This window comes from Kitasatospora sp. NPDC001261, from assembly GCF_042896795.1.
In the GTDB taxonomy this organism is placed as follows: Bacteria; Actinomycetota; Actinomycetes; order Streptomycetales; family Streptomycetaceae; genus Kitasatospora.
In genome coordinates this window covers 1-20,851 of sequence record NZ_JBIAXP010000015.1, presented here as the reverse complement: position 1 = coordinate 20,851, position 20,851 = coordinate 1, and the positions used below count along the sequence as shown (strand labels likewise).

Genomic DNA, 20,851 nt, shown 5'->3' with positions numbered 1-20,851 from the left:
CCCGGGCCTGGGCGGTCTCCGTCGCCGGGACGGCACGGACGGGTACGGATTGTCGGATTGCGACAGATCCGCCGGGGCGGCGCTGTGGGAGACCGATGCGCCGCCGTCGCCGACCGCCCGATAGCGTCACACTGCGTACGCATTCCGACGTACGCGCTCACTCACGGAGAGAGGTGGATCGTTGAGCCGCTCGGTTCTCGTCACCGGAGGAAACCGGGGCATCGGCCTCGCGATCGCCCAGGCCTTCGCCGAAGCGGGCGACAAGGTGGCCATCACCAGCCGCTCGGGCGAGGTGCCCGAGGCGCTGGCCAAGTACGACGTCCTCGCGGTGCGCTGCGACATCACGGACGCCGGGCAGGTCGACGCCGCCTTCACCGAGATCGAGCAGAAGCACGGTGCGGTCGAGGTGCTGGTCGCCAACGCGGGCATCACCAAGGACACGCTGATGCTGCGCATGTCCGAGGAGGACTTCACCTCCGTCGTGGACACCAACCTGACCGGCACCTTCCGGGTGGTCAAGCGCGCGTCCAAGCTGATGATGCGCGCCAGGAAGGGCCGCGTCGTGCTGATCTCGTCCGTGGTGGGCCTGTCCGGCTCCCCGGGCCAGGCCAACTACGCCGCCTCCAAGGCCGGCCTGGTCGGCTTCGCCCGGTCGCTGGCGCGCGAGCTCGGCCCGCGCAACATCACCGTCAACGTGGTCGCCCCCGGCTTCGTCGACACCGACATGACCGCCGTGCTCAGTGACGAGCGCCGCGCGGAGATCGTCGCGGGCGTGCCGCTGGGCCGCTACGCGGCGCCCGCCGAGGTCGCCTCCACCGTGCGGTTCCTCGGGTCGGACGAGGCCGCGTACATCACTGGAGCCGTCATTCCCGTCGACGGCGGATTGGGCATGGGTCACTGATCATGAGTGGAATCCTCGAAGGCAAGCGGATCCTGATCACCGGTGTGCTGATGGAGTCCTCCATCGCCTTCCACACCGCCAAGCTCGCGCAGGAGCAGGGCGCGGAGATCATCCTCACCGCCTTCCCGCGCCCGAGCCTGACCGAGCGGATCGCCCGGAAGCTGCCGAAGCCGGTCAAGGTGCTGGAGCTGGACGTCTCCAACCCGGAGCAGCTGGCCGGCATCGCCGACCAGGTCCGCGAGCACCTGCCGACCCTGGACGGCATCGTCCACTCGATCGGCTTCGCCCCGCAGGACGCGCTGGGCGGCAACTTCCTGGACACCCCGTGGGAGTCCGTGGCCACCGCGATGCACGTCTCGGCGTACTCGCTGAAGTCGCTGACCACGGCGCTGCTGCCGCTGATGCAGGACGGCGGTTCGGTGGTCGGCCTGACCTTCGACGCGCAGTACGCCTGGCCGCAGTACGACTGGATGGGCCCGGCCAAGGCCGCCCTGGAGTCGACCAACCGCTACCTGGCGCGCTACCTGGGCGACCGGGACATCCGCTGCAACCTGATCTCGGCCGGTCCGATCGGCTCGATGGCCGCCAAGTCCATCCCGGGCTTCGGCGACCTGGCCGACACCTGGAACCACCGCTCCCCGCTGAAGTGGGACCTGAGCGACCCGGAGCCGGCCGGCCGCGGCATCGTCGCGCTGCTGTCGGACTGGTTCCCGAAGACCACTGGCGAGATCATCCACGTCGACGGCGGTCTGCACGCCATCGGCGCCTGACGCTCCGCCCGTACGCCGCTGCCCGGCCCTCCCTCGCGGGGGTGCCGGGCAGCGGCGTTCCGGGTGGACGCCGGCGCGGTCAGACGTCCGCGGTGCCGCAGGCGCCGATGGCGCGGCCGGCCTCGACGGAGGCGCGCTGGGCGTCGCCGTCCCGGATGGCCTCCAGGATGGTGTGGTGGCCGATGTAGCGCTCGGCGATCAGCTCGGGGCCGACGTCGTGCCGCAGGTGCTCGCGGGTGACCTCGCCGAGGTCGGCGTAGACGGCGAGCAGGACGTCGTTGTGGGCGGCGGCCACCACGGCCTGGTGGAAGGCGGCGTCGGCCTGGACGAAGTCCTCGGCGTCGCCGGAGTGCCAGGCGGCCTCCCGGCGGGCCAGGGCGCCGTCCAGGAGCTCCAGGTCGCGCGGGGTGCGGCGGTGGGCGGCGAGGCCCGCGGCCGAGGTCTCCAGGGCCGCCCGCAGCTCGGCGACCTGGTCCTGGCCGGCGTCGGCGAAGCGGCGGTGCATCACGCCGGCCAGCTCGCTGGTGGCCAGCACGTACGTGCCGGAGCCCTGGCGGATGTCGAGCAGCCCGTTGTGGGCGAGGGCGCGGACGGCCTCGCGGACGGTGTTGCGGGCGACGCCGAGCTGTTCGACCAGGGCGGCCTCGGTGGGGATGCGCGAGCCGACCGGCCACTCCCCGGAAGTGATCTGGGCACGCAGCTGTGCGATCACCTGGTCGGACAGCGGGGTGCGCCTCGGCGAGGACAGCGCCACGGGGGACTCCTTGCGGCTACGGCTCGGGTGGGGCCTGGGTGGGAGGTGGCCGGTGGATGAACGGTCGGCACATCATGCCAATTCCAAGGTGCATCAATTCATCCCATCATTCTATGATGCTCTCTATGCCCGCAGCAGACACCACCGCTTCCTCCCGGACCGAGAGCCGGCCGCCGACCGAAGAGCGGCCCGCCGCCTCCGGCTCCGCCAAGTACCTCGGCGTGCTGTTCGCCGTCGCGATCGCCGCCGCCGCCTTCAACCTGCGCCCCGTGGTCACCAGCCTCGGGCCGCTGCTCAAGCAGGTCCGCGACGACCTCGGGATGAACCCGACGCTCGCCGGGCTGCTCACCGCCGTCCCGTCGCTCTGCTTCGGGCTGTTCGGCTTCGCCGCGCCCGCGGCGGCCCGTCGGATCGGTCCGATCGCGGTCGTCACGGCGGGCATGGGCGCCATCACGGCGGGCGTGCTGGCCCGCTCGTTCGCCGGCGGCACCGCCGTGTTCCTGCTGCTCACCGCCCTCGCCCTGGCCGGGGTGGCGGTCTCCAACGTGCTGCTGCCGGTGGTGATCAAGCGGTACTTCCCGGACCGGGTCGGGCCGATGATCGGCCTCTACTCGATGGCGCTGTCCGCCGGCACCGCGCTGGCCGCCGCCGTCGCCGTGCCGCTGACCAAGTCGCTCGGCGGCGACTGGCGCTACGGCCTGGGCGTCTGGGCCGTCCTGGGGGCGCTCGCCCTGGTGCTCTGGCTGTTCGTGCTGATCGCCAAGCGGGAGCGCGGCGAGCGGGCCGGCGGCGCCGCCGCCCCCGTCCGGCTGCCGATCACCCGCAGCCGGACCGCCTGGGCGCTGGCCGGGTACTTCGGCCTCCAGGCCACCGGCGCGTACGTGGTCATGGGCTGGATGTCGCAGATCTTCCAGGACGCCGGCATCGGCGAGGGCACCACCGGCGTGCTGCTCGCGGTCACCATGGTGATCGGCGTGCCGGTCTCCTTCGTGCTGCCCAACCTGGCCGCCCGCCGCGGCGACCAGCGGCTGTTCGTGGTGCTGCTGGCCTGCTGCGGCATCGCCGGGTACGCCGGTCTGGCGATCGCCCCGGCCGGGGGCGCCTGGCTCTGGGCGGTCCTGCTGGGCCTGTCCAACTGCGCCTTCCCGCTGGTGCTGACCATGATCGGACTGCGGGCCCGGTCCGCGGGCGGGGTCGCGCAGCTCTCCGCCTTCGCCCAGGGCATCGGCTACCTGGTGTCCATCCCGGGCCCGATCCTGGTCGGCTGGCTCTACGGGGCCACCGGCGAGTGGTACTGGCCGCTGGGCTTCCTGTCGCTGCTGCTGGTGCCGCAGATGCTGTTCGGCCTGCGCGCGGCGCGGGCCCGGCACATCGAGGACGAGGCGGTGCACCCGGCGGAGCGGGCCGCGGCGTGACGCCCCCGCCGGGGGTGTGAGGACGCGCGGGGAGGGCCGGGCCCCGACGGGCGGGTCAAGACCCGGCCAAGGGGGCGGGGTCGGCGGACGGCGGGCGTGTTCGGAGTGGGAGACTTCCGGACATGCCCGTTCTCGATCCCAACCCCACCGACGGCCGCAAGCAGCTCGGCCGCATCGCCCTCGCCTTCGCCGCCATCGCGGTGCTGGTGTCGATCATCGCCACCGTCGCCGCCACGATGGGCTGACGGACGGCCGTACGCCGGCTGACGCCCCGGTGAACGGGGCATGGTGACACGGGTCGTCCCTCGGAGTGGCGGCATCCCGGGGCATCGCGCCGCCGGGCCGCTTTTCTGCCAAGCTTGCTGGGTATGAGCGCCGACACGCCCCGCAGGATCATCGTTCTCCGCCATGCCAAGGCCGACTGGCCGAACGGCGTGGACGACCACGACCGGCCGCTGGCCGACCGGGGCCGTCACCAGGCCCCGGACGCCGGCCGCTGGCTGGTCGACTCCGGCATCAGCCCCGACTACGTGCTCTGCTCGACCGCGCTGCGCGCCCGCGAGACCTGGAAGCTGGCGGTGCACGAACTGCCGCAGCGGCCGCTCCGGACGGTGTACGAGGAGCGGGTCTACGAAGCCAGCCCCGGGGAGATCATCGCCGTCCTCCAGGAGACCCCGGAGGAGTACGCGGACGTGGTGCTGGTCGGCCACAACCCGGGCGTGCTGGGGCTGACCCAGGTGCTGGCCGGGGACGCGGGCGATCCGGACGCGCTGGAGCGGCTGCGCCTCGGGGGCTTCCCGACGGCGGCGGTCGCGGTGCTCAGCTTCAGCGGCTCCTGGAAGGGCGTCGAGCCGGGCGTGGCCCAGCTGGTCTCGTACCACACGCCGCAGGACTGACCGCGGGACCGTACACGAGGGGCGCGCGGATCGAATCCGCGCGCCCCTCTGGTACGTCCACAGGCCCTCTCCGGGCGGCCGCCTCACTCCATCGGCCGCCGGGCGGGCCCTACTCGGTCGGGGTGCCGTGCAGCGCGTCGGCGGCCTCGACCTCCTCGCGGGTGATGCCCAGCAGGTACAGCACGGTGTCCAGGAACGGCACGTTCACCGCGGTGTCGGCGGCCTCCCGCACCACCGGCTTGGCGTTGAACGCCACCCCGAGGCCAGCCGCGTTCAGCATGTCCAGGTCGTTGGCGCCGTCGCCGATCGCCACCGTCTGCTCCAGCGGCACCTTCGCCTGCTCGGCGAAGCGGGCCAGCCAGCGGGCCTTGCCCGCCCGGTCCACGATCTCGCCGACCACCCGGCCGGTGAACCGGCCGTCCACCACCTCCAGGGTGTTCGCGGCCGCGAAGTCCAGCCCCAGCTGCTCCACCAGGTGGTCGGTGACCTGGGTGAAGCCGCCGGACACCACCGCGACCTGGTAGCCGAGGCGCTGGAGCGTACGGATCAGGGTGCGCGCGCCCGGCGTGAAGCGGACCTCGGCGCGCACCTTCTCGGTCACCGAGGCGTCCAGCCCGGCCAGCAGCGCCACCCGGGCCCGCAGCGACTCGGCGAAGTCCAGCTCCCCGCGCATCGCCGCCGCCGTCACCGCGGCGACCTCCTCCTCGCAGCCCGCGTGGGCGGCGAACAGCTCGATCACCTCGTCCTGGATGAGCGTGGAGTCCACGTCCATGACCACCAGGCGCTTGGCCCGGCGCTCCAGCCCGGCGGCGACCACCGCGACGTCCACCCGCTGGGTGGCCGCCTCCTGGGCCAGCGCGGCCCGCAGCTCGTCGGTGGCCACACCGGAGACGGCCAGCTCGACCGCCGTCACCGGGTACTTGGCGAGCCGGAAGACACGGTCGATGTTGCCGTCCGAGGCGGTGATCCGGGAGGTGAGCGCGGAGACGGCGGCGGCGGTCAGCGGGTTGCCGAGCACCGTGACGTGCGAACGGCCCTCACGGCGCGGCCGGTTGTCACCGATGCCGGAGAGGATCTCGGCCTGGAGCTTCTGCTCGTCGGCCCAGCGGTGGACGGTGGCCCGCAGCCCGCCCTCGGCGCCGGGTGCGGTGGGCGGGGTGACCAGGGCGCACAGCGTGATGCGCCCACGGGTGACGACCTGCTCGATGTCGATGACGTCGACGCCGAAACCGGCCAGCGTCGTGAAGAGGCCGGCGGTGATGCCGGGACGGTCCTTGCCGAACACCTTGACGAGCAGGGTGCGCTCGTCCGCGGTCCGGTGCTGGGCGGCGGGGAGGGGCTCAGCGGCCAGGGGCGATGCGTTCATGGTGCCTCCCACGCTACCGGGCGCCCGAGGCCCCGGGAGCACCCGTCCCACCTCGCGGGACGCCGCAGGTCCGGGCTCGGTAGCAGCCTGGTCACAGTCGCCCGGGCCGACTTTCACCGGCGGTCGGAGGGCTGGAATGATTCCCCCGGCAGTCACAGGAACATCGCGGCCCCGGCCGGGGCCACAATTCGGGGGAACCGAGAGAGCGGGGCAGGCGAGCAGTGCCGCAACTCGTCATCGAGATCAACGGACAGCAGCGGACTCTGGAGCCCGGGCGGTCCTACACCATCGGGCGAAACCCGCAGTCGGACTTCACGTTCGACGACGCGAGGGTCTCCTGGCAGCACGGGACCATCGGCTTCAACGGCAGCGGTTGGCAGCTGGACGACCACGGCAGCACCAACGGAACGTACGTGGCCGGCGCCCGCACCCTCCAGGCCCAGCTGTTCCCCGGCGCCGTGGTGAACCTGGGCAACCCGGAGAACGGCCCCCGGCTCGGCTTCTCCGCGCCCGCGCAGGCCGCCGCCCCGCACGCCGCGGCCCCGCAGGCCACCCCGATGCACGAGGCCGCCACCAGCCGCGGCCCGGTGCCCACGCCCCAGCAGCCCGCCCCGCAGCAGGGCTGGCCGCAGCACGACCCGTACCAGCAGCAGCCGCAGCAGGCCTGGCCCGGCCAGCAGCAGGCCCAGCCGCCGTTCCCGCAGCAGCAGTACGCGCCGCCGCAGGACCGGCCGGCCCCGCAGCAGCAGCCCCAGCCCCAGCACGGCGGCTTCCCGCAGCAGGGCTTCCCGCCCCCGCCGCACGACGGCGGGCCGCAGCCGACCATCATCCGCAACCTGACCTCGGCGATGCGCACCGTCCGGATCGGCCGCGCGCTCGATAACGACATCGTGGTGTCCGACCTCCAGGTCTCCCGCCACCACGCCGAGCTGCGCCAGCTCCCGGACGGCCGCTACGAGATCGTCGACCTCGGCAGCCACAACGGCATCTTCCTCAACGGCCAGCGGGTGCAGCGTCAGCTGATGGGCCCGCAGGACCGGCTGACGGTCGGCCACTCCGGCTTCGTCCTGGTCGGCGACCAGCTGCAGGAGTTCGTCGACACCGGCGCCGTCTCCTTCTCCGCCCGCCACCTGACCGTCGAGGTCGACCACAAGGGCGGCAAGAAGGTCCTGCTCGACGACGTCAGCTTCGGCGTCCCGGAGAAGTCCCTGGTGGCCGTCATCGGCCCGTCCGGCTCCGGCAAGTCGACCCTGCTGCGCGCCCTCACCGGCTACCGCCCGGCCGACCGCGGCGAGGTGCTGTACGACGGCCGCAACCTCTACAAGCAGTTCGCCGAACTCCGCTCGCGCATCGGCCTGGTGCCGCAGTCCGAGATCCTGCACCGCGAGCTCACCGTCCGGAAGGGCCTCAAGTACGCGGCCCGGCTGCGCTTCCCCGGGGACACCGAGGCGAAGGAGCGCGAGGCCCGGATCGACGAGGTGCTGTACGAGCTGCGTCTCGACAAGCGCGCCGACAACAAGATCACCGCGCTCTCCGGCGGCCAGCAGAAGCGCGTCTCGGTCGCCCTGGAGCTGCTCACCAAGCCCTCGCTGATCTTCCTGGACGAGCCCACCTCGGGCCTCGACCCGGGCATGGACCGCGAGGTCATGCAGATGCTGCGCGGCCTGGCCGACGACGGCCGCACGATCCTGGTCGTCACCCACTCGGTGGCCGAACTCGCGCTCTGCGACCGGCTGCTGGTGATGGCGCCGGGCGGCTCGGTGGCCTACTTCGGCCCGCCGGACGAGGCGCTGCACTTCTTCGGGTACGAGACCTGGGCGGACGTCTTCCAGGCCTTCGAGAACTACCCGGACCACGACTGGGCCGGCCGCTACCGCGGTTCGGTGCACTACCAGCAGTACTCCGCCCCGACCGTCGAGGCGGGCGAGGTGCAGCACGTCCAGGTCGCCCAGGAGGCCGTCAAGCCGCCCAAGCCGCAGAGCTGGGGCTCGCAGCTGTGGACCCTGATGCGCCGCTACATGTCGGTGCTCGCCTCGGACCGCGGCTTCCTGGCCCTGTCGGTGCTGCTGCCCGCGGTGATCGGCGCGGTCAGCGTGCTGATCCCCAACGAACCCGGGCTCGCGCCCAACCCGAACACCCAGCTCCACCTCAACAACGGGGCCGCGACGATCCTGCTGATCCTGGCGATCGGCGCCTGCTTCTCCGGAGCGGCCAACTCGGTCCGCGAGCTGATCAAGGAACGGGCGATCTACGAACGGGAACGGGCCACCGGGCTCTCCCGCTCGGCGTACATGATGTCCAAGATCATCGTGCTGGGCTTCTTCAGCGTGATCCAGGGCGCGATCATCTCCGCCGTCGGCTTCCTGCCGCGCAAGCTCCCCGAGCACGGCCTGCTCGTCAAGAACCTGCCGATCGTCGAGATGACCGTCGGCATGATCCTGCTCAGCTTCGCCGCGATGATGTTCGGCCTGATGATCTCCGCGCTGGTGAAGACCGCCGAGAAGACCATGCCGCTGCTGGTCATGTTCGCCATCGTCCAGGTCGTCTTCACCGGCTGCCTCTTCCAGATCTTCAGCAAGCCCGGCCTGGAGCAGGTCGCCTGGCTGATGCCGGCCCGCTGGGGCACCGGCATCGTGTCCACCACGCTGGACCTGTCCACGCTCATGGGCCCCTGGAACAAGGACTTCCAGAACCCCAACTACGACCCGCTCTGGAAGCACAGCGTCGCCCAGTGGGCGATCGACGCGGGCGTGCTGGTGGCCATCTCGGTCGTCATCGGCGTCCTCGTCACCCGGCTCCAGCGCCGGCACGAGCCCGAGGTCATGCAGAAGGGCTGACCCCTTCCCCGACGTCTCGGACGGCAGTCCGAGGGGCGGTCCTCCCACCCGGGAGGGCCGCCCCTCCGCGTTTCCGGACGGGCCCTCCCGGGGCGCGGGTCCTAGGTCCCCGGACCCGGGCCCGGGGCGGCCGGGGACGGACGCGGCGGCCGTCACGGCGGCGGTAGTTTGACCGTATGCCCAGCACCACCGGAGACCACGCGGCCCACCACGGCCCGCTGCCCGCCTGCGAACCGTGCCTGGCCGGGATCGAGGCCGTCAGCCAGGCGCTGCTCGCCATGAGCCGGCACCTGGAGGTCCGCGAGGTGCTGCGCCGCATCACCGCCTCCGCCCGCGGCCTGCTCGGCGCCGAGTACGCCGCCCTCGGCGTGCCCGACGACCACGGCGGCTTCGCCCAGTTCGTCGTCGACGGCGTCACCGACGAGCAGTGGCGGGCGATCGGCCCGCTGCCCCGGCAGCACGGCGTGCTCGCCGCGATGCTGCACGAGACCGGCCCCACCCGGCTGGTGGACGTCCGCAAGGCGCCCGCCTTCGAGGGGTGGCCCGAGGCCCACCCCGACATGGACGCCTTCCTCGGCATGCCGATCCTGGACACCGACGCGGCCGAGGACGAGCCGCAGGTGATGGGCGTCATCTTCCTCGCCAACAAGCGCGGCGGCGGCCAGTTCACCGACCACGACGAGGAACTGCTGCGGATCCTCGCCGCGCACGCCGGCCTCGCCCTGTCCAACGCCCGGCTGTACGAGCGCAGCCGCGAGCTCACGCTGGCCGGCGAGCGGGCCCGGATCGCCCACGACCTGCACGACGCCGTCTCGCAGAAGCTCTTCTCGCTCCGCCTCACGGCCAAGGCGGCCGCCAAGCTCGTCGACCGCGACCCGGCCCGGGCCCGCGCCGAACTCGCCGAGGTCGCCCGGCTGGCCGCCGAGGCCGCCGACGAACTGCGCGCCGTCGTCGTGGAGCTGCGCCCCGCCGCCCTGGAGGAGGACGGGCTCAGCGCCACCCTCGCCTCCCAGGTGCAGGTCCTCGACCGGGCGCACACCGCCGACGTCGCCTTCGCCGCCGACGGCGTCCGGGCGCTGCCGCCCGCCCAGGAGGCCGCGCTGCTGAGGGTCGCCCAGGAGGCGCTGCACAACGCGCTGCGCCACTCCGGCGCCCGCCGGGTCACCGTCACCCTGGCCGGGACGCCCGCGCGCGGCGCCGTGCTGCGGGTGCACGACGACGGGCGCGGCTTCGACCCGGAGTCCGTCCGACGGGCCGGCCGCCACCTCGGCCTGGCCTCGATGCGCGACCGCGCGGCCGCCGTCGGCGGCACGCTCACCCTGGAGTCGGCCCCCGGTCGGGGGACGCTCGTCGAGATGGAGGTCCCCGGTGCCTGAGAGCACACCGTCGATCCGCGTCCTGCTGGTCGACGACCACCAGGTCGTCCGGCGCGGGCTGCGCACCTTCCTGGAGGTCCAGGACGACATCGAGGTGGTCGGGGAGGCCGCCGACGGGGCGGAGGGCGTCGAACGGGCCCGTGAACTCGACCCCGACGTCGTCCTGATGGACCTCAAGATGCCCGGCGTCGACGGCATCGAGGCGCTGCGCACCCTCAAGGGGGAGGGCAGCCGGGCCCGGATCCTGATCGTCACCAGCTTCACCGAGCACCGCACGATGGTCCCCGCGCTGCGGGCCGGCGCCGCCGGGTACGTCTACAAGGACGTCGACCCGGAGGCGCTGGCCGGCGCGATCCGCTCGGTGCACGCCGGCCACGTCCTGCTCCAGCCCGAACTGGCCGCCGCCCTGCTCTCCGACGACGGCCCGCGCGCCCCCCAGGGCCGCGGCGGCACGCTCACCGAGCGCGAGCGCGAGGTGCTCGGCCACATCGCCGACGGCCGCTCCAACCGGGAGATCGCCCGCAGCCTCCACCTGTCGGAGAAGACCGTGAAGACCCACGTGTCCAACATCCTCATGAAGCTGGACCTGGCCGACCGCACCCAGGCGGCACTCTGGGCCGTCCGCCACGGCGAGACCCGCGAGGCGTAGCGCGCCGGGGGTGCCCCTCCGCTCAGCGGTCGTCCCGCTCGTCGACGAGGGCGTTGTAGGCGGCCACCTGGGCGCGCCGGGCGGTGCGCCGCAGCGGGGCCAGGGCGGACTGCCGGGCCGCCATCTCGGAGGCGCTGACGGCGGCGCCGTGCCCGCCGGAGGCGATGGCGAGCAGGGCGGACACCTGGCGGGCCGACTCCAGGACGCGGACGGCCCGGGGCGGATAGCCGGGGGCCAGCGGCTCGCTGTGGCCGCGTCGGCGGTAGGCGTCGAGGGCGCGCAGGGCCTCGGGCCCGGCACCGGCCACGTCGAGACGGGTGAGCAGGACGGTCGCCTCCCGCAGCCCCTCCGCCAGCTCGCGCTCGGCCTCGTGGAGCGACGGGACGTCCGCCGGAGGTGTGTCGTTGACCTCATGGCAGCGCCACAGCACGGTGGCCGAGCGGTCGCCGGCCGGCCCGTACTCCTCCACCTCCGGCACCAGCCCGAGCGGTGCGCCGACGGCCAGGACGGCCTCGCCGGCCCGCATGGCCTGCTCGTTGAAGGCCTTCGGGCCGGTCAGTCCGAGCGGGTGCCCGGCCGAGGGCAGCGCGAGGCGCAGGCCCTTCACGCCGAGCACCCGCAGCCGCCCCAGTGCCCAGGTCAGCCCGTGCTGCTCGCCGGGCCCGTCGCCGGGCAGGCCGGTGACCCGGTGGCGCTCGTCGGCGCCCAGGACGGCCGCGGCGGCGTCGTCCGGCGGCACCAGGCCCGCCAGCTGGGCGTTGCCCCATGCGGTGAGCCGCCCCGAACGGGGCTCTTCGTACGGATTGTCGGCTGGAGTCACGAGCATCCGGCCAGCCTACGGAATCGCCGGTCATCCGCGTGGCGTAGGTTTGCCCATGCGTGTGCGGCGCACCCACCCCGTGCCCACCGGCTGCCGGAGTAGGCTCGCCGCCCGCACCGACGGCCGAGAATCTTGTTTTTTGGGGAAGGCATAGGCATGAGCGACGTGCTGGAGCTGGTTGACGTATCCGTGGTCCGGGAGGGGCGCGCGCTGGTCGACCAGGTCTCGTGGTCCATCTCCGAGGGCGAGCGCTGGGTCATCCTGGGACCGAACGGCGCCGGCAAGACCACGCTGTTGCAGATCGCCTCCTCGTACCTGTTCCCGACCTCGGGCAAGGTCACGGTGCTGGGCGAGAAGCTCGGCGAGATCGACGTCTTCGAGCTGCGCTCCCGGATCGGTCTGGCCGGCGCCGCCATGTTCGACAAGCTGCCGGCCGAGCAGACCGTGCTGCAGACCGTCCTCACCGCCGCGTACGGCATGACGGTCACCTGGCAGGAGACCTACGAGCAGTCGGACGAGTCCCGCGCCCTGGCCCTGCTCGACCGCCTCGGCATGGCCAACCTCACCGACCGGAAGTTCGGCACCCTCTCCGAGGGCGAGCGCAAGCGCACCCTGATCGCCCGCGCCCTGATGACCGACCCCGAGCTGCTGCTGCTCGACGAGCCCGCCGCCGGCCTGGACCTCGGCGGCCGCGAGGACCTGGTCCGCCGGCTCGGCGCGCTCGCCCAGGACGAGTTCGCCCCGGCGATGGCGATGGTCACCCACCACGTCGAGGAGATCGCGCCCGGCTTCACCCACGTCCTGATGATCCGTCAGGGCAAGGTGCTCACGGCCGGCCCGATCGACACCGAGCTGACCGCCCGCAACCTCTCCAAGTGCTTCGGCCTGCCGCTGACCCTGGAGCGGCACGGAGACCGCTGGTCGGCGCAGGGTCTGCCGCTGGGCTGAGGCCCCGTCCGCCCGTTCCTGTCGTTCATCCGGACGGCCGTCGGGAACCGGTCGCACGCGCGACCGGTTTCCGCCCCTCGACCTGCGGGAACTGTCCGCTTCGAAGGCCTTCGCTCCCTAGGATGGACATGTGGACAGCTGGATCTGGTGGCTCCTGGCCGCCGCAGGGCTCGGCATACCGCTGGTGCTCACCGCGATGCCGGAGTTCGCCATGTTCGCGGTCGGGGCGCTGGCCGCCTCCGGCGTGGCCGCGCTGGGCGGGGGAGTGGTCCTCGAGACCGTGACCTTCGTCGCCGTCTCGGTCGCCCTGGTGGTCTTCGTCCGCCCGATCGCCTACCGGCAGCTCCGTAGCGGGCCGCAGGTCAAGATGGGCATCGAGGCGCTCCAGGGCGCCACCGCGGTCGTCGCGGAAACCGTCGACGGGGAGGGCGGGAGGATCAAGCTGAACGGCGAGATCTGGTCGGCCCGCGCGCTCCACCCGGGCCAGGTGTACCAGCCTGGACAACAGGTCGACGTCGTCGAAATCCAGGGCGCGACCGCCCTGGTCGTCTAGGGGAGAGTCCGTGGAACCCGTCCTTATCGTTTTGGTCGTCCTGGTCGTGGTGGCCTTCATCGCGCTGATCAAGACGATCCAGGTCATCCCGCAGGCCAGCGCCGCGATCGTGGAGCGCTTCGGCCGCTACACCCGGACGCTCAACGCAGGGCTGAACATCGTCGTCCCGTTCATCGACCGGGTCCGCAACCGGATCGACCTGCGCGAGCAGGTCGTGCCGTTCCCGCCGCAGCCGGTGATCACCCAGGACAACCTGGTCGTCAACATCGACACCGTCATCTACTACCAGGTGACCGACCCCAGGGCCGCGACGTACGAGGTCGCCAGCTACATCCAGGCGATCGAGCAGCTGACCGTCACCACGCTGCGCAACATCATCGGCTCGATGGACCTGGAGTCCACCCTGACCTCGCGCGAGGTCATCAACGCCGGTCTGCGCGGCGTCCTGGACGAGGCCACCGGCAAGTGGGGCATCCGGGTCAACCGCGTCGAGCTGAAGGCGATCGAGCCGCCGACCTCCATCCAGGACTCGATGGAGAAGCAGATGCGCGCCGACCGTGACAAGCGCGCCGCGATCCTCACCGCCGAAGGCCAGCGCCAGGCCCAGATCCTCAAGGCCGAGGGTGAGAAGCAGGCCGACGTGCTCCGCGCCGAGGGTGAGGCACAGGCCGCGGTCCTGCGCGCCGACGGTGAGGCGGCCGCGATCCGGACGGTCTTCGAGGCCATCCACGACGGCGACGCCGACCAGAAGCTGCTCGCCTACCAGTACCTCCAGACGCTGCCCGAGCTGGCCAAGGGCGACTCCAACAAGCTCTGGATCATCCCCAGCGAGGTCGGCGACGCGCTCAAGGGCCTCGGCGGCGCCTTCGGCGGCCTGACCGGCGGGATGAACGGTGGCGCGGTCGCGGCGCCCACCGTTCCGCAGGTGGCCCCGGCGGCCCCGGCGGCCCCGGCGGCCACCCAGGTGCCGCTGGACCCGGCCTCCGGCCCGCGGCCGGTGGACACCGAGAAGGGCGCCGCCCGTCCCCGGGTGGACCCGGCCCGGGAGTACCCGAAGATCGACCCGGAGTGACCGACCCGGAATGACCGGATCGGAGTGACCGAGCCGGAGTGGCCGGTCGGACCGAGTTCCGTCGAGGGCCCGCTGCCGAGAGGCGGCGGGCCCTCGGCCTTGTGCGGCGGCGGTGGAGCGCGCGCACGTTGTGAGGTGCGTCCCGAATCGTGGGCGGGTCTGGTAGAGCCGCGGGGCCGTCCGGCATGATCCCCTCGGACAGGACCGAGAGGAGAGGTGACCCATGACGCTCTGGGAGTCGATCGCCGTCCTGGTGGCCGGCGTCGGCGCCGGGATGATCAACGTCATCGTCGGCTCCGGCACCCTGATCACCTTCCCGGTCCTGCTCGCCGTGGGCCTCCCGCCGGTCACCGCCAACGTCTCCAACACCTTCGGCCTGGTCCCCGGCTCGCTCAGCGGCGTGATCGGGTACCGCCGCGAACTGGCCGACCAGGGCCGCCGGGTGCTGCGCCTGGGCACCGCCTCGCTGCTCGGCGGGCTGGTCGGCGCGCTGCTGCTGACCAGGCTGCCGAGCGGGGCCTTCGACGCGATCGTCCCGGTGCTGATCCTGCTCGCACTCGTGCTGGTGGTGATCCAGCCCCGGGTGGCCAAGGCCGTCGCCGCCCGCCGCCGCCCCGGCGGCGATCCGGACGGCAGTCCGGTCCTGCTGGTCGGGGTGTTCCTGACCGGCATCTACGGCGGCTACTTCGGCGCCGCGCAGGGTGTGCTGCTGATGGCCCTGATGGGCATGCTGCTCCAGGAGGACCTCCAGCGGATCAACGCGGTGAAGAACGCCCTGGCGATGATCGTCAACGCCGTCGCCGCGCTCTTCTTCCTCTTCACCTCGACGGTGAACTGGACCGCCGCCGGTCTGATCGCGGCGGGCTCGCTGGTCGGCGGCCTGGTCGGCGCCAAGGTCGGCCGCCGCCTCCCGCCGACGGCGCTGCGCGGGGTCATCGTGGTGGTCGGCCTCGTGGCCGTCGCCAAGCTGCTGTTGAGCTGAATGACCGTCAGGCCGTCGGGCCCGGCAGGGTGTCGGAGCATCGGAACGTCGGAACATCGGAACGTCGGAGGAGTACGCCATGGCCCTGGAGATGCGTGAGAGCTGCGAGCGCTGCGCGGTGTCGCTGACCGCGGACGGCGGCGCCTCGATATGTTCCTACGAGTGCACCTTCTGCCCGGACTGCACCGAGGCCATGGCCGGCGGCTGCCCCAACTGCGGCGGCGAGCTGGTGACCCGTCCGCGCCGGAAGGCCGCCTGACACCGGAACCCCGGACGTCCCGGAAACCCGGACGCGCCGGAACTCCGGCACCCCGGACCGACCATCCAGCAGGAGCGCGGCGATGAGCAGCAGGGCACGGCTGAACGAGGACGAGATCACGGCGGCCCTGGCGGCGCTGCCCCGGTGGACGCGGGAGGGCGACAGCATCGCCCGTACCGCCGACGCCCCGGACTTCCCGGCGGCGGTCCGGGTGGTCGTCGCCGTCGCCGAGCAGGCCGAGGCGCTCGACCACCACCCCGACATCGACATCCGCTGGCGCACCCTGCGCTTCGTCCTGTCCACCCACAGCGCCGGCGGCCTCACCGGGCTGGACTTCACCCTCGCCGCCCGGATCGACGAGGCCCTGCGCGCCGAGTCGGCCTCCTGACGCCGCCGCAGGACCGGCCGGCCCGGGACGGTACGGGCGAGGGCCCGGGCCGCGCCCCCGGGCGGGCGTGAGATGCTGACTGCCGCATCGGCAGGCGGGCGGGGCTCGGGAGGGACGGAACGGATGGCGCAGGAGCCCTTCGGAGACGCCCACGACCGGCAGCCGTGGCCGCCCCAGAGCCACCCGGACTGGCAGAGCGGTGGGTACGGCGGGTACGCCGAGCAGCAGCAGACAGCTCAGCAGGTGCCGCAGCAGCCGTCGCAGTGGCCGTCGCAGCAGGGCTACGGCTCGGCCGAGTACGGGCAGCAGCAGACGCAGTCCGGCCAGGGCGGTTACGGGCCCACCGGCTACGACCAGAGCGGGTACGACCAGGCCGGTTACGAGCAGAGCGGTGTCGGCCCGACCGGCTACGTCCAGGGCGGCTACGTCCAGGGCGGTTACGTCCAGGACCCGTACGGCGGCCAGGAGCAGTACCAGCCGTACCCGCAGTACCCGGACCACGCGCAGCCGCACCAGCCCTACGCGCCGTACGCGACCCCGCAGCAGCCCGCCGACGAGGGGCTGTACGTCCCGGCGGGGGCGGAGTACTCGGCGGACGGCTACGTGCACATCGAGGAGGCCGGGCCGGCGCCCGTCCCCGAGGAGCCCGCGGCGACCACTCCGGTGCGGACCCCCGAGCCGCAGGCCGAGCCGGCCCCGCGGTCGAGGGCCGCGGCCCGTCGAGGGGGCGGCGGCGGTTCCGGCACGGGTGAGGGCTCCGGCTCCTCGCTCTCCGCCAAGGCCCGGAAGGCCGCCGACGCGGTGCTGACCGGGGAGCACATGCCCAGCCGCAAGGCCCTGCTGGTGCGGACCGGCGCCGGGGTGGCCGCGCTGGGAGTGCTGGTGGCGGCCGGGCTGATGGTCGGCGCCGAGGGCGGCGGCAGCGCGGCGGCGAGCAGCGGCGGCGAGCCGGGCTTCGCGGTGGCGCACGACCGGGTGTGGGCCGCGCAGCCGGCCGCGGCCGGTCCGTCCGGGGGCGACGACACGCTGATCGGCGGCTGGCTGCTGGCCGACGCGGTGGTCCGGGCCGACGGCTCGGGGGTGCACGCGTACGACCGGGCGGGCGGCAAGGCGACCTGGTCGGTAGAGCCGCCGGCCGCCGGGGCCGTCCCGTGCGGGCTGTCGGCGGGGGTGAACCCGGCGGGCCTGGGCGCGGCCCTGTTCCGTCCGCAGGCCGATCCGAAGAGCCCCTGCACGCTGGTGGCCGCCGTGGACACCAAGACCGGCAAGACCGTCTGGACCAAGAGCCTCTCGGACGCCAAGGGCGCCTACTCGGCCCGGGTCGGCGTCACCGAGGACAAGGTGATCGCCGTCGGCGACGACCGGGTGCTGGCCTGGGAGTCCGCCGACGGGAAGGACGTCTGGCAGTACACCGGGCAGGGCAAGTTCTGCACCCTGTCCGGCGGCGTCAGCGGCAGGACCGTGCTCGTCGCCTCCTCCTGCGCCGACTCGACCCCCGCCGACCAGGCCGTCGCGCTGAACACCGCGGACGGCAAGGTCGGCTGGTGGCGGGGCCTGAACAACCAGCCGAAGACGGTGACCGTGCTGTCGGCCGAGCCGTCCGTGGTCCTCACCACCGGCGGGAAGCCCGAGGACGACCGGGTGTTCGCCTGGGGCGCGGGCGGCGACCCGGCCGCCGAGATCCCGGTGGCCGTCGACGGCGGCCGGCTGGACGTCGCCCACGGTACGTTTTCGGCCACTCCCGAGGTGTACTTCGAGGGCCGCACGATGGTCACCACCCTGGCCCCGCCGAACGGCGGCGGGCCGGTGGCCGCGGTCGGCTACGACCTGGACACCGGCAAGCAGCGCTGGAAGACGCCGACCGCCGCCAAGGGCGCCGTCCGGGCGGTCGGCATCGACGGCGGGTCGCTGGTGCTCGCCGCCGACGAACGCCGCGACCAGCCCGCCCGCCTCAGCCGGTTCCCGCTGGCGGGCGGCCGGGAGGCGACCGGGGGCAACTTCCCGGCCGGCACCGGCTCGCTGCTGATCTCCGGGCGGGTGCTCATCGGCGGCGGGCAGGTGGTCGTGGTGCCCGAGCACTCGACCAACTACGGCACGGCGGCGGGGTACCGGGCGAAGGACTGAGGCCCTCCGCCCGGGTTTCCGGCCTCCTTGCGCCTCCTCGCGCCGCCTTACGCCGCGGAGACGGGCCGGCCCGGTACGGCCGGCAGCCAGTCGGCGAGGTCCCGGACCTCCGAGCCGCGCAGACCGAGCGCCAGCATCAGGCTGGCCTGCGGCGTCGGCTCGAACGGGCGGCGCAGCAGCTTCATCCCGGCCTGCTCCGGCGTGCGGTCCGCCTTGTGCTGGTTGTCCTCCGCGCACGCGGCCACGGTGTTCATCCAGCTGTCGGCGCCACCGCGCGACCTGGGCTGGAGGTGGTCCACCGTGGTGGCCCGCCGGCCGCAGTACGCGCACAGGTGCCGGTCCCGTGCCAGGACGCCGCGCCGCGACCACGGAGCCTGTTGTCGGAACGGCACCCGTACGTACCGTTGCAGTCTGATCACCCGCGGCACCGGGACGGCAATGCCCGTCCCCCTGATCGAGCGCAGCGGATGCGCCTGCTCCACCACGGCCTTGTCCTGGAGCACCAGGACGACGGCGCGCTGGAGCGACACCGTCGTCAAGGGCTCGTAGCTCGCGTTCAGAACCAGCGTGTTGCGCACTCGGCACACCCTTCCCGCGGGCGTGCCACGGCGGCACGACCGTCTCCACACACGTCACTGCCGCCGCACGGCGGTGGAACCACTCTGAATGGGCCCGTAGCCGTCGAACAACGGAATTTCCGGTATCGGGGAGGGGCCCGGGACGGCGGACCGGCCGACCGGGAGGGGTGCCTCGGGGAAACTCGCTGGCCGGAACCGCGTAGGCTCTATCAGGCTGGAGTCGTACCGACCCGGAGCCCGACCGAACCGGGCCAGCACTGGTCGGACGCCCGATCGAAGGAGAAGCGTGACCGTGACGGACATCGTCGACGAGCTGCAGTGGCGCGGGCTGATCGCCCTTTCCACTGACGAGGACGCACTGCGCAAGGCGTTCGCGGACGGCCCGGTCACGTTCTATTGCGGCTTCGACCCGACGGCCCCCAGCCTGCACCTCGGCAACCTGGTGCAGATCCTCACCATGCGCCGCATCCAGCAGGCGGGGAACCTCCCGCTCGGGCTGGTCGGCGGCGCCACGGGCCTGATCGGCGACCCGAAGCCCACCGCCGAGCGCGTGCTCAACGACCCCGAGACGGTGGCCGGCTGGGTCGAACGCCTGCGCGGCCAGATCTCGCGCTTCCTCGACTTCGAGGGCCCGTACGCGGCGCGCATGGTCAACAACCTGGACTGGACGTCCGGGATGTCGGCGATCAGCCTGCTGCGTGACGTGGGCAAGTACTTCCGGGTCAACAACATGATCGCCAAGGAGGCCGTCGCCCGACGGCTCAACTCCGACGCGGGCATCAGCTACACCGAGTTCAGCTACCAGATCCTCCAGGGCATGGACTACCTGGAGCTGAACCGCCGCTACGGCTGCGCCCTGCAGACCGGCGGCAGCGACCAGTGGGGCAACCTGACCGCCGGCACGGACCTGATCCGCAAGGCCGACGGCAAGTCCGTCCACGCGCTGGCCACGCCGCTGATCGTCAAGGCCGACGGCACCAAGTTCGGCAAGACCGAGTCCGGCACGGTCTGGCTCGACCCCGAGCTGACCACCCCGTACGCCTTCTACCAGTTCTGGCTGAACGCGGACGACCGGGACGTCCCCACCTTCCTGCGGATCTTCAGCTTCCGCTCGAAGGAGGAGGTCGAGGAGCTGGAGCGCGAGACCACCGAGCGCCCGGCCGCCCGCCTCGCCCAGCGCGCCCTCGCCGAGGAGCTCACCACGCTGGTGCACGGCGCGGAGCAGTACGAGCGCGCGGTCGCCGCGTCCAAGGCGCTGTTCGGCCAGGGCGACCTCGCCGACCTGGAGGCCCCGACCCTGGCCGCCGCCCTGGCCGAGGTCCCGAAGGCCGAGGTGTCCGAGCTGCAGACGGTGGTCGACCTGCTGGTCGCCGTCGGGCTGTCGCCCAGCCGTTCGGCCGCCCGCCGGACGATCAAGGAGGGCGGTGCCTACCTCAACAACGTCAAGGTGACGGACGAGGAGGCGGTGCCGACCGAGGCCGACCTGCTGCACGGCCGCTGGCTGGTGCTGCGGCGCGGCAAGCGGAACCTGGCGGCGGCGGAGCTGGTCGCCGCCGGCTGACCGCCGGTCGACGGCCGGGCCGGTGGAGGCTGCCGGTTGAGGCTTGGCTGAAAGCACACCTGCTCTGAGCTGCGGCTTCGAGCCCCGAGGGCCGGATCTGGACAGATCCGGCCCTCGACGTTTGACGATGTCGTCCAGGTGGCCTAGTGTTGAACGAGTCGCTGGAGCGGCCACCCCACTCAGCAAGACCCACTCCCACTCTGATTCCCATGAAAATGGGTTCGTCGGCATTGCCGTCTACGGGTGAGTGTGAATTTCGAGTGACACTCGGAATGCGGTAATGTGGTGGACGTCGCGAAAAGCGGACCCGGCCAGTTCGGGAAATCGGATGAATGAAACTCCGGAAAACGGAGCGGAAAACGTCTGATAAGCTGGAAACACGAAAGAACGAAGCCCGGAGGGTCCGCTGGAAGGCGGTCCGAAGGAAGCGTCCGTTCCTTGAGAACTCAACAGCGTGCCAAAAGTCAACGCCAGATATGTTGACATCCCCGGCCTCGGTCATTGCGACTGGGGTTGGAGATTCCTTTTGAAACAAACACTAGCGAGGACGCAGTGCGCGGGGCCGCCCTATTCCGGTGGTTGCCGTGCCGCTCAACGCGGGT

20 protein-coding genes are annotated in these 20,851 nt (G+C 72.6%); 16 read left to right on the top strand and 4 right to left on the bottom strand.

The features are described from left to right. Nucleotides 1-181: 181 nt before the first annotated feature. Together fabG and fabI are read left to right on the top strand one after the other, a co-directional pair. Entirely contained in the window at nt 182-901 is a 720-nt protein-coding gene (gene fabG / locus ACFY4B_RS20950; RefSeq protein ID WP_049652094.1) for a 3-oxoacyl-[acyl-carrier-protein] reductase, read from the top strand. A 2-nt stretch (nt 902-903) separates the two neighbouring features. Then, a complete protein-coding gene (gene fabI / locus ACFY4B_RS20945; protein ID WP_049652095.1) occupies nt 904-1,671 on the top strand; it encodes an enoyl-ACP reductase FabI in 768 nt (255 codons plus the stop codon). A 79-nt stretch (nt 1,672-1,750) separates the two neighbouring features. Here the strand turns inward: fabI and ACFY4B_RS20940 are convergent, their stop codons facing one another. Next, nucleotides 1,751-2,425: a FadR/GntR family transcriptional regulator gene (locus ACFY4B_RS20940; protein ID WP_074001597.1), complete on the bottom strand. Its 675-nt coding sequence runs from the start codon at nt 2,423-2,425 to the stop codon at nt 1,751-1,753. A 116-nt stretch (nt 2,426-2,541) separates the two neighbouring features. Between ACFY4B_RS20940 and ACFY4B_RS20935 the strand changes: the two genes are divergently transcribed. The 3 genes from ACFY4B_RS20935 to ACFY4B_RS20925 all read left to right on the top strand — a co-directional run bounded on the left by ACFY4B_RS20935 (nt 2,542) and on the right by ACFY4B_RS20925 (nt 4,736). Then, nucleotides 2,542-3,840, top strand: coding sequence for a CynX/NimT family MFS transporter (locus ACFY4B_RS20935; RefSeq protein WP_387969968.1), 1,299 nt, complete (start codon nt 2,542-2,544; stop codon nt 3,838-3,840). Between the two features lie 122 nt (nt 3,841-3,962). Beyond that, entirely contained in the window at nt 3,963-4,085 is a 123-nt protein-coding gene (locus ACFY4B_RS20930) for an SGM_5486 family transporter-associated protein (protein ID WP_255357429.1), read from the top strand. A 123-nt stretch (nt 4,086-4,208) separates the two neighbouring features. Then, nucleotides 4,209-4,736: a histidine phosphatase family protein gene (locus ACFY4B_RS20925; protein WP_049652098.1), complete on the top strand. Its 528-nt coding sequence runs from the start codon at nt 4,209-4,211 to the stop codon at nt 4,734-4,736. 109 nt (nt 4,737-4,845) lie between these two features. Here ACFY4B_RS20925 and serB read toward each other — a convergent pair whose 3' ends face one another. Continuing rightward, nucleotides 4,846-6,102 (bottom strand): phosphoserine phosphatase SerB, encoded by a 1,257-nt coding sequence (gene serB, locus ACFY4B_RS20920; protein ID WP_049652099.1) that lies wholly within the window; start codon nt 6,100-6,102, stop codon nt 4,846-4,848. Between the two features lie 221 nt (nt 6,103-6,323). Between serB and ACFY4B_RS20915 the strand changes: the two genes are divergently transcribed. From ACFY4B_RS20915 to ACFY4B_RS20905, 3 genes are all read left to right on the top strand, one after another. Next, nucleotides 6,324-8,939 carry an FHA domain-containing protein gene (locus ACFY4B_RS20915; protein ID WP_380778759.1) on the top strand — a complete coding sequence of 872 codons (2,616 nt, stop codon included), beginning with the start codon at nt 6,324-6,326 and terminating at the stop codon, nt 8,937-8,939. 278 nt (nt 8,940-9,217) lie between these two features. Then, entirely contained in the window at nt 9,218-10,315 is a 1,098-nt protein-coding gene (locus tag ACFY4B_RS20910) for a GAF domain-containing sensor histidine kinase (protein WP_049652110.1), read from the top strand. Next, complete coding sequence (locus ACFY4B_RS20905) at nt 10,308-10,964, top strand: response regulator transcription factor (protein WP_074001595.1); 657 nt, start codon at nt 10,308-10,310, stop codon at nt 10,962-10,964. Before ACFY4B_RS20910 ends, ACFY4B_RS20905 begins: the two co-directional genes overlap by 8 nt. 22 nt (nt 10,965-10,986) lie before the next feature. Here ACFY4B_RS20905 and ACFY4B_RS20900 read toward each other — a convergent pair whose 3' ends face one another. Then, nucleotides 10,987-11,790: a hypothetical protein gene (locus ACFY4B_RS20900; protein WP_117490087.1), complete on the bottom strand. Its 804-nt coding sequence runs from the start codon at nt 11,788-11,790 to the stop codon at nt 10,987-10,989. 150 nt (nt 11,791-11,940) lie between these two features. Between ACFY4B_RS20900 and ACFY4B_RS20895 the strand changes: the two genes are divergently transcribed. From ACFY4B_RS20895 to ACFY4B_RS20865, 7 genes are all read left to right on the top strand, one after another. Continuing rightward, nucleotides 11,941-12,732 (top strand): ABC transporter ATP-binding protein, encoded by a 792-nt coding sequence (locus ACFY4B_RS20895; protein ID WP_049652103.1) that lies wholly within the window; start codon nt 11,941-11,943, stop codon nt 12,730-12,732. Between the two features lie 130 nt (nt 12,733-12,862). Continuing rightward, complete coding sequence (locus ACFY4B_RS20890; RefSeq protein WP_049652104.1) at nt 12,863-13,285, top strand: NfeD family protein; 423 nt, start codon at nt 12,863-12,865, stop codon at nt 13,283-13,285. Nucleotides 13,286-13,295: 10 nt separating this feature from the next. Then, on the top strand, nt 13,296-14,357 hold the full coding sequence (locus ACFY4B_RS20885) for an SPFH domain-containing protein (RefSeq protein WP_387969763.1): 1,062 nt from the start codon (nt 13,296-13,298) through the stop codon (nt 14,355-14,357). A gap of 223 nt (nt 14,358-14,580) precedes the next feature. Further along, nucleotides 14,581-15,339 carry a sulfite exporter TauE/SafE family protein gene (locus ACFY4B_RS20880; protein ID WP_049652106.1) on the top strand — a complete coding sequence of 253 codons (759 nt, stop codon included), beginning with the start codon at nt 14,581-14,583 and terminating at the stop codon, nt 15,337-15,339. A gap of 79 nt (nt 15,340-15,418) precedes the next feature. Then, nucleotides 15,419-15,598 carry a DUF1272 domain-containing protein gene (locus ACFY4B_RS20875; RefSeq protein WP_049652107.1) on the top strand — a complete coding sequence of 60 codons (180 nt, stop codon included), beginning with the start codon at nt 15,419-15,421 and terminating at the stop codon, nt 15,596-15,598. Nucleotides 15,599-15,680: 82 nt separating this feature from the next. After that, nucleotides 15,681-15,986 (top strand): 4a-hydroxytetrahydrobiopterin dehydratase, encoded by a 306-nt coding sequence (locus ACFY4B_RS20870; protein ID WP_375877723.1) that lies wholly within the window; start codon nt 15,681-15,683, stop codon nt 15,984-15,986. Between the two features lie 123 nt (nt 15,987-16,109). Further along, nucleotides 16,110-18,110, top strand: coding sequence for a PQQ-binding-like beta-propeller repeat protein (locus tag ACFY4B_RS20865; protein WP_387969760.1), 2,001 nt, complete (start codon nt 16,110-16,112; stop codon nt 18,108-18,110). Nucleotides 18,111-18,157: 47 nt separating this feature from the next. Here the strand turns inward: ACFY4B_RS20865 and ACFY4B_RS20860 are convergent, their stop codons facing one another. Beyond that, nucleotides 18,158-18,688, bottom strand: a complete 531-nt coding sequence (locus ACFY4B_RS20860; protein WP_049659779.1) for an HNH endonuclease — start codon at nt 18,686-18,688, stop codon at nt 18,158-18,160. 292 nt (nt 18,689-18,980) lie between these two features. Here ACFY4B_RS20860 and tyrS point away from each other — a divergent pair, with 292 nt between their 5' ends. Next, entirely contained in the window at nt 18,981-20,249 is a 1,269-nt protein-coding gene (tyrS, locus tag ACFY4B_RS20855; protein ID WP_074002093.1) for a tyrosine--tRNA ligase, read from the top strand. The last annotated feature ends 602 nt before the right edge of the window (nt 20,250-20,851 follow it).

Excerpts from the sequence above, each read along its gene's own strand:
- ACFY4B_RS20930 (WP_255357429.1), top strand. The coding sequence starts at position 3,963 with ATGCCCGTTCTCGATCCCAACCCCACCGACGGCCGCAAGCAGCTCGGC.
- ACFY4B_RS20880 (WP_049652106.1), top strand. The coding sequence starts at position 14,581 with ATGACGCTCTGGGAGTCGATCGCCGTCCTGGTGGCCGGCGTCGGCGCC.
- ACFY4B_RS20870 (WP_375877723.1), top strand. The coding sequence starts at position 15,681 with ATGAGCAGCAGGGCACGGCTGAACGAGGACGAGATCACGGCGGCCCTG.
- ACFY4B_RS20900 (WP_117490087.1), bottom strand. The coding sequence starts at position 11,790 with ATGCTCGTGACTCCAGCCGACAATCCGTACGAAGAGCCCCGTTCGGGG.
- ACFY4B_RS20865 (WP_387969760.1), top strand. The coding sequence starts at position 16,110 with ATGGCGCAGGAGCCCTTCGGAGACGCCCACGACCGGCAGCCGTGGCCG.
- ACFY4B_RS20875 (WP_049652107.1), top strand. The coding sequence starts at position 15,419 with ATGGCCCTGGAGATGCGTGAGAGCTGCGAGCGCTGCGCGGTGTCGCTG.
- ACFY4B_RS20935 (WP_387969968.1), top strand. The coding sequence starts at position 2,542 with ATGCTCTCTATGCCCGCAGCAGACACCACCGCTTCCTCCCGGACCGAG.
- serB (WP_049652099.1), bottom strand. The coding sequence starts at position 6,102 with ATGAACGCATCGCCCCTGGCCGCTGAGCCCCTCCCCGCCGCCCAGCAC.
- ACFY4B_RS20925 (WP_049652098.1), top strand. The coding sequence starts at position 4,209 with ATGAGCGCCGACACGCCCCGCAGGATCATCGTTCTCCGCCATGCCAAG.
- ACFY4B_RS20895 (WP_049652103.1), top strand. The coding sequence starts at position 11,941 with ATGAGCGACGTGCTGGAGCTGGTTGACGTATCCGTGGTCCGGGAGGGG.
- ACFY4B_RS20910 (WP_049652110.1), top strand. The coding sequence starts at position 9,218 with ATGAGCCGGCACCTGGAGGTCCGCGAGGTGCTGCGCCGCATCACCGCC.
- fabI (WP_049652095.1), top strand. The coding sequence starts at position 904 with ATGAGTGGAATCCTCGAAGGCAAGCGGATCCTGATCACCGGTGTGCTG.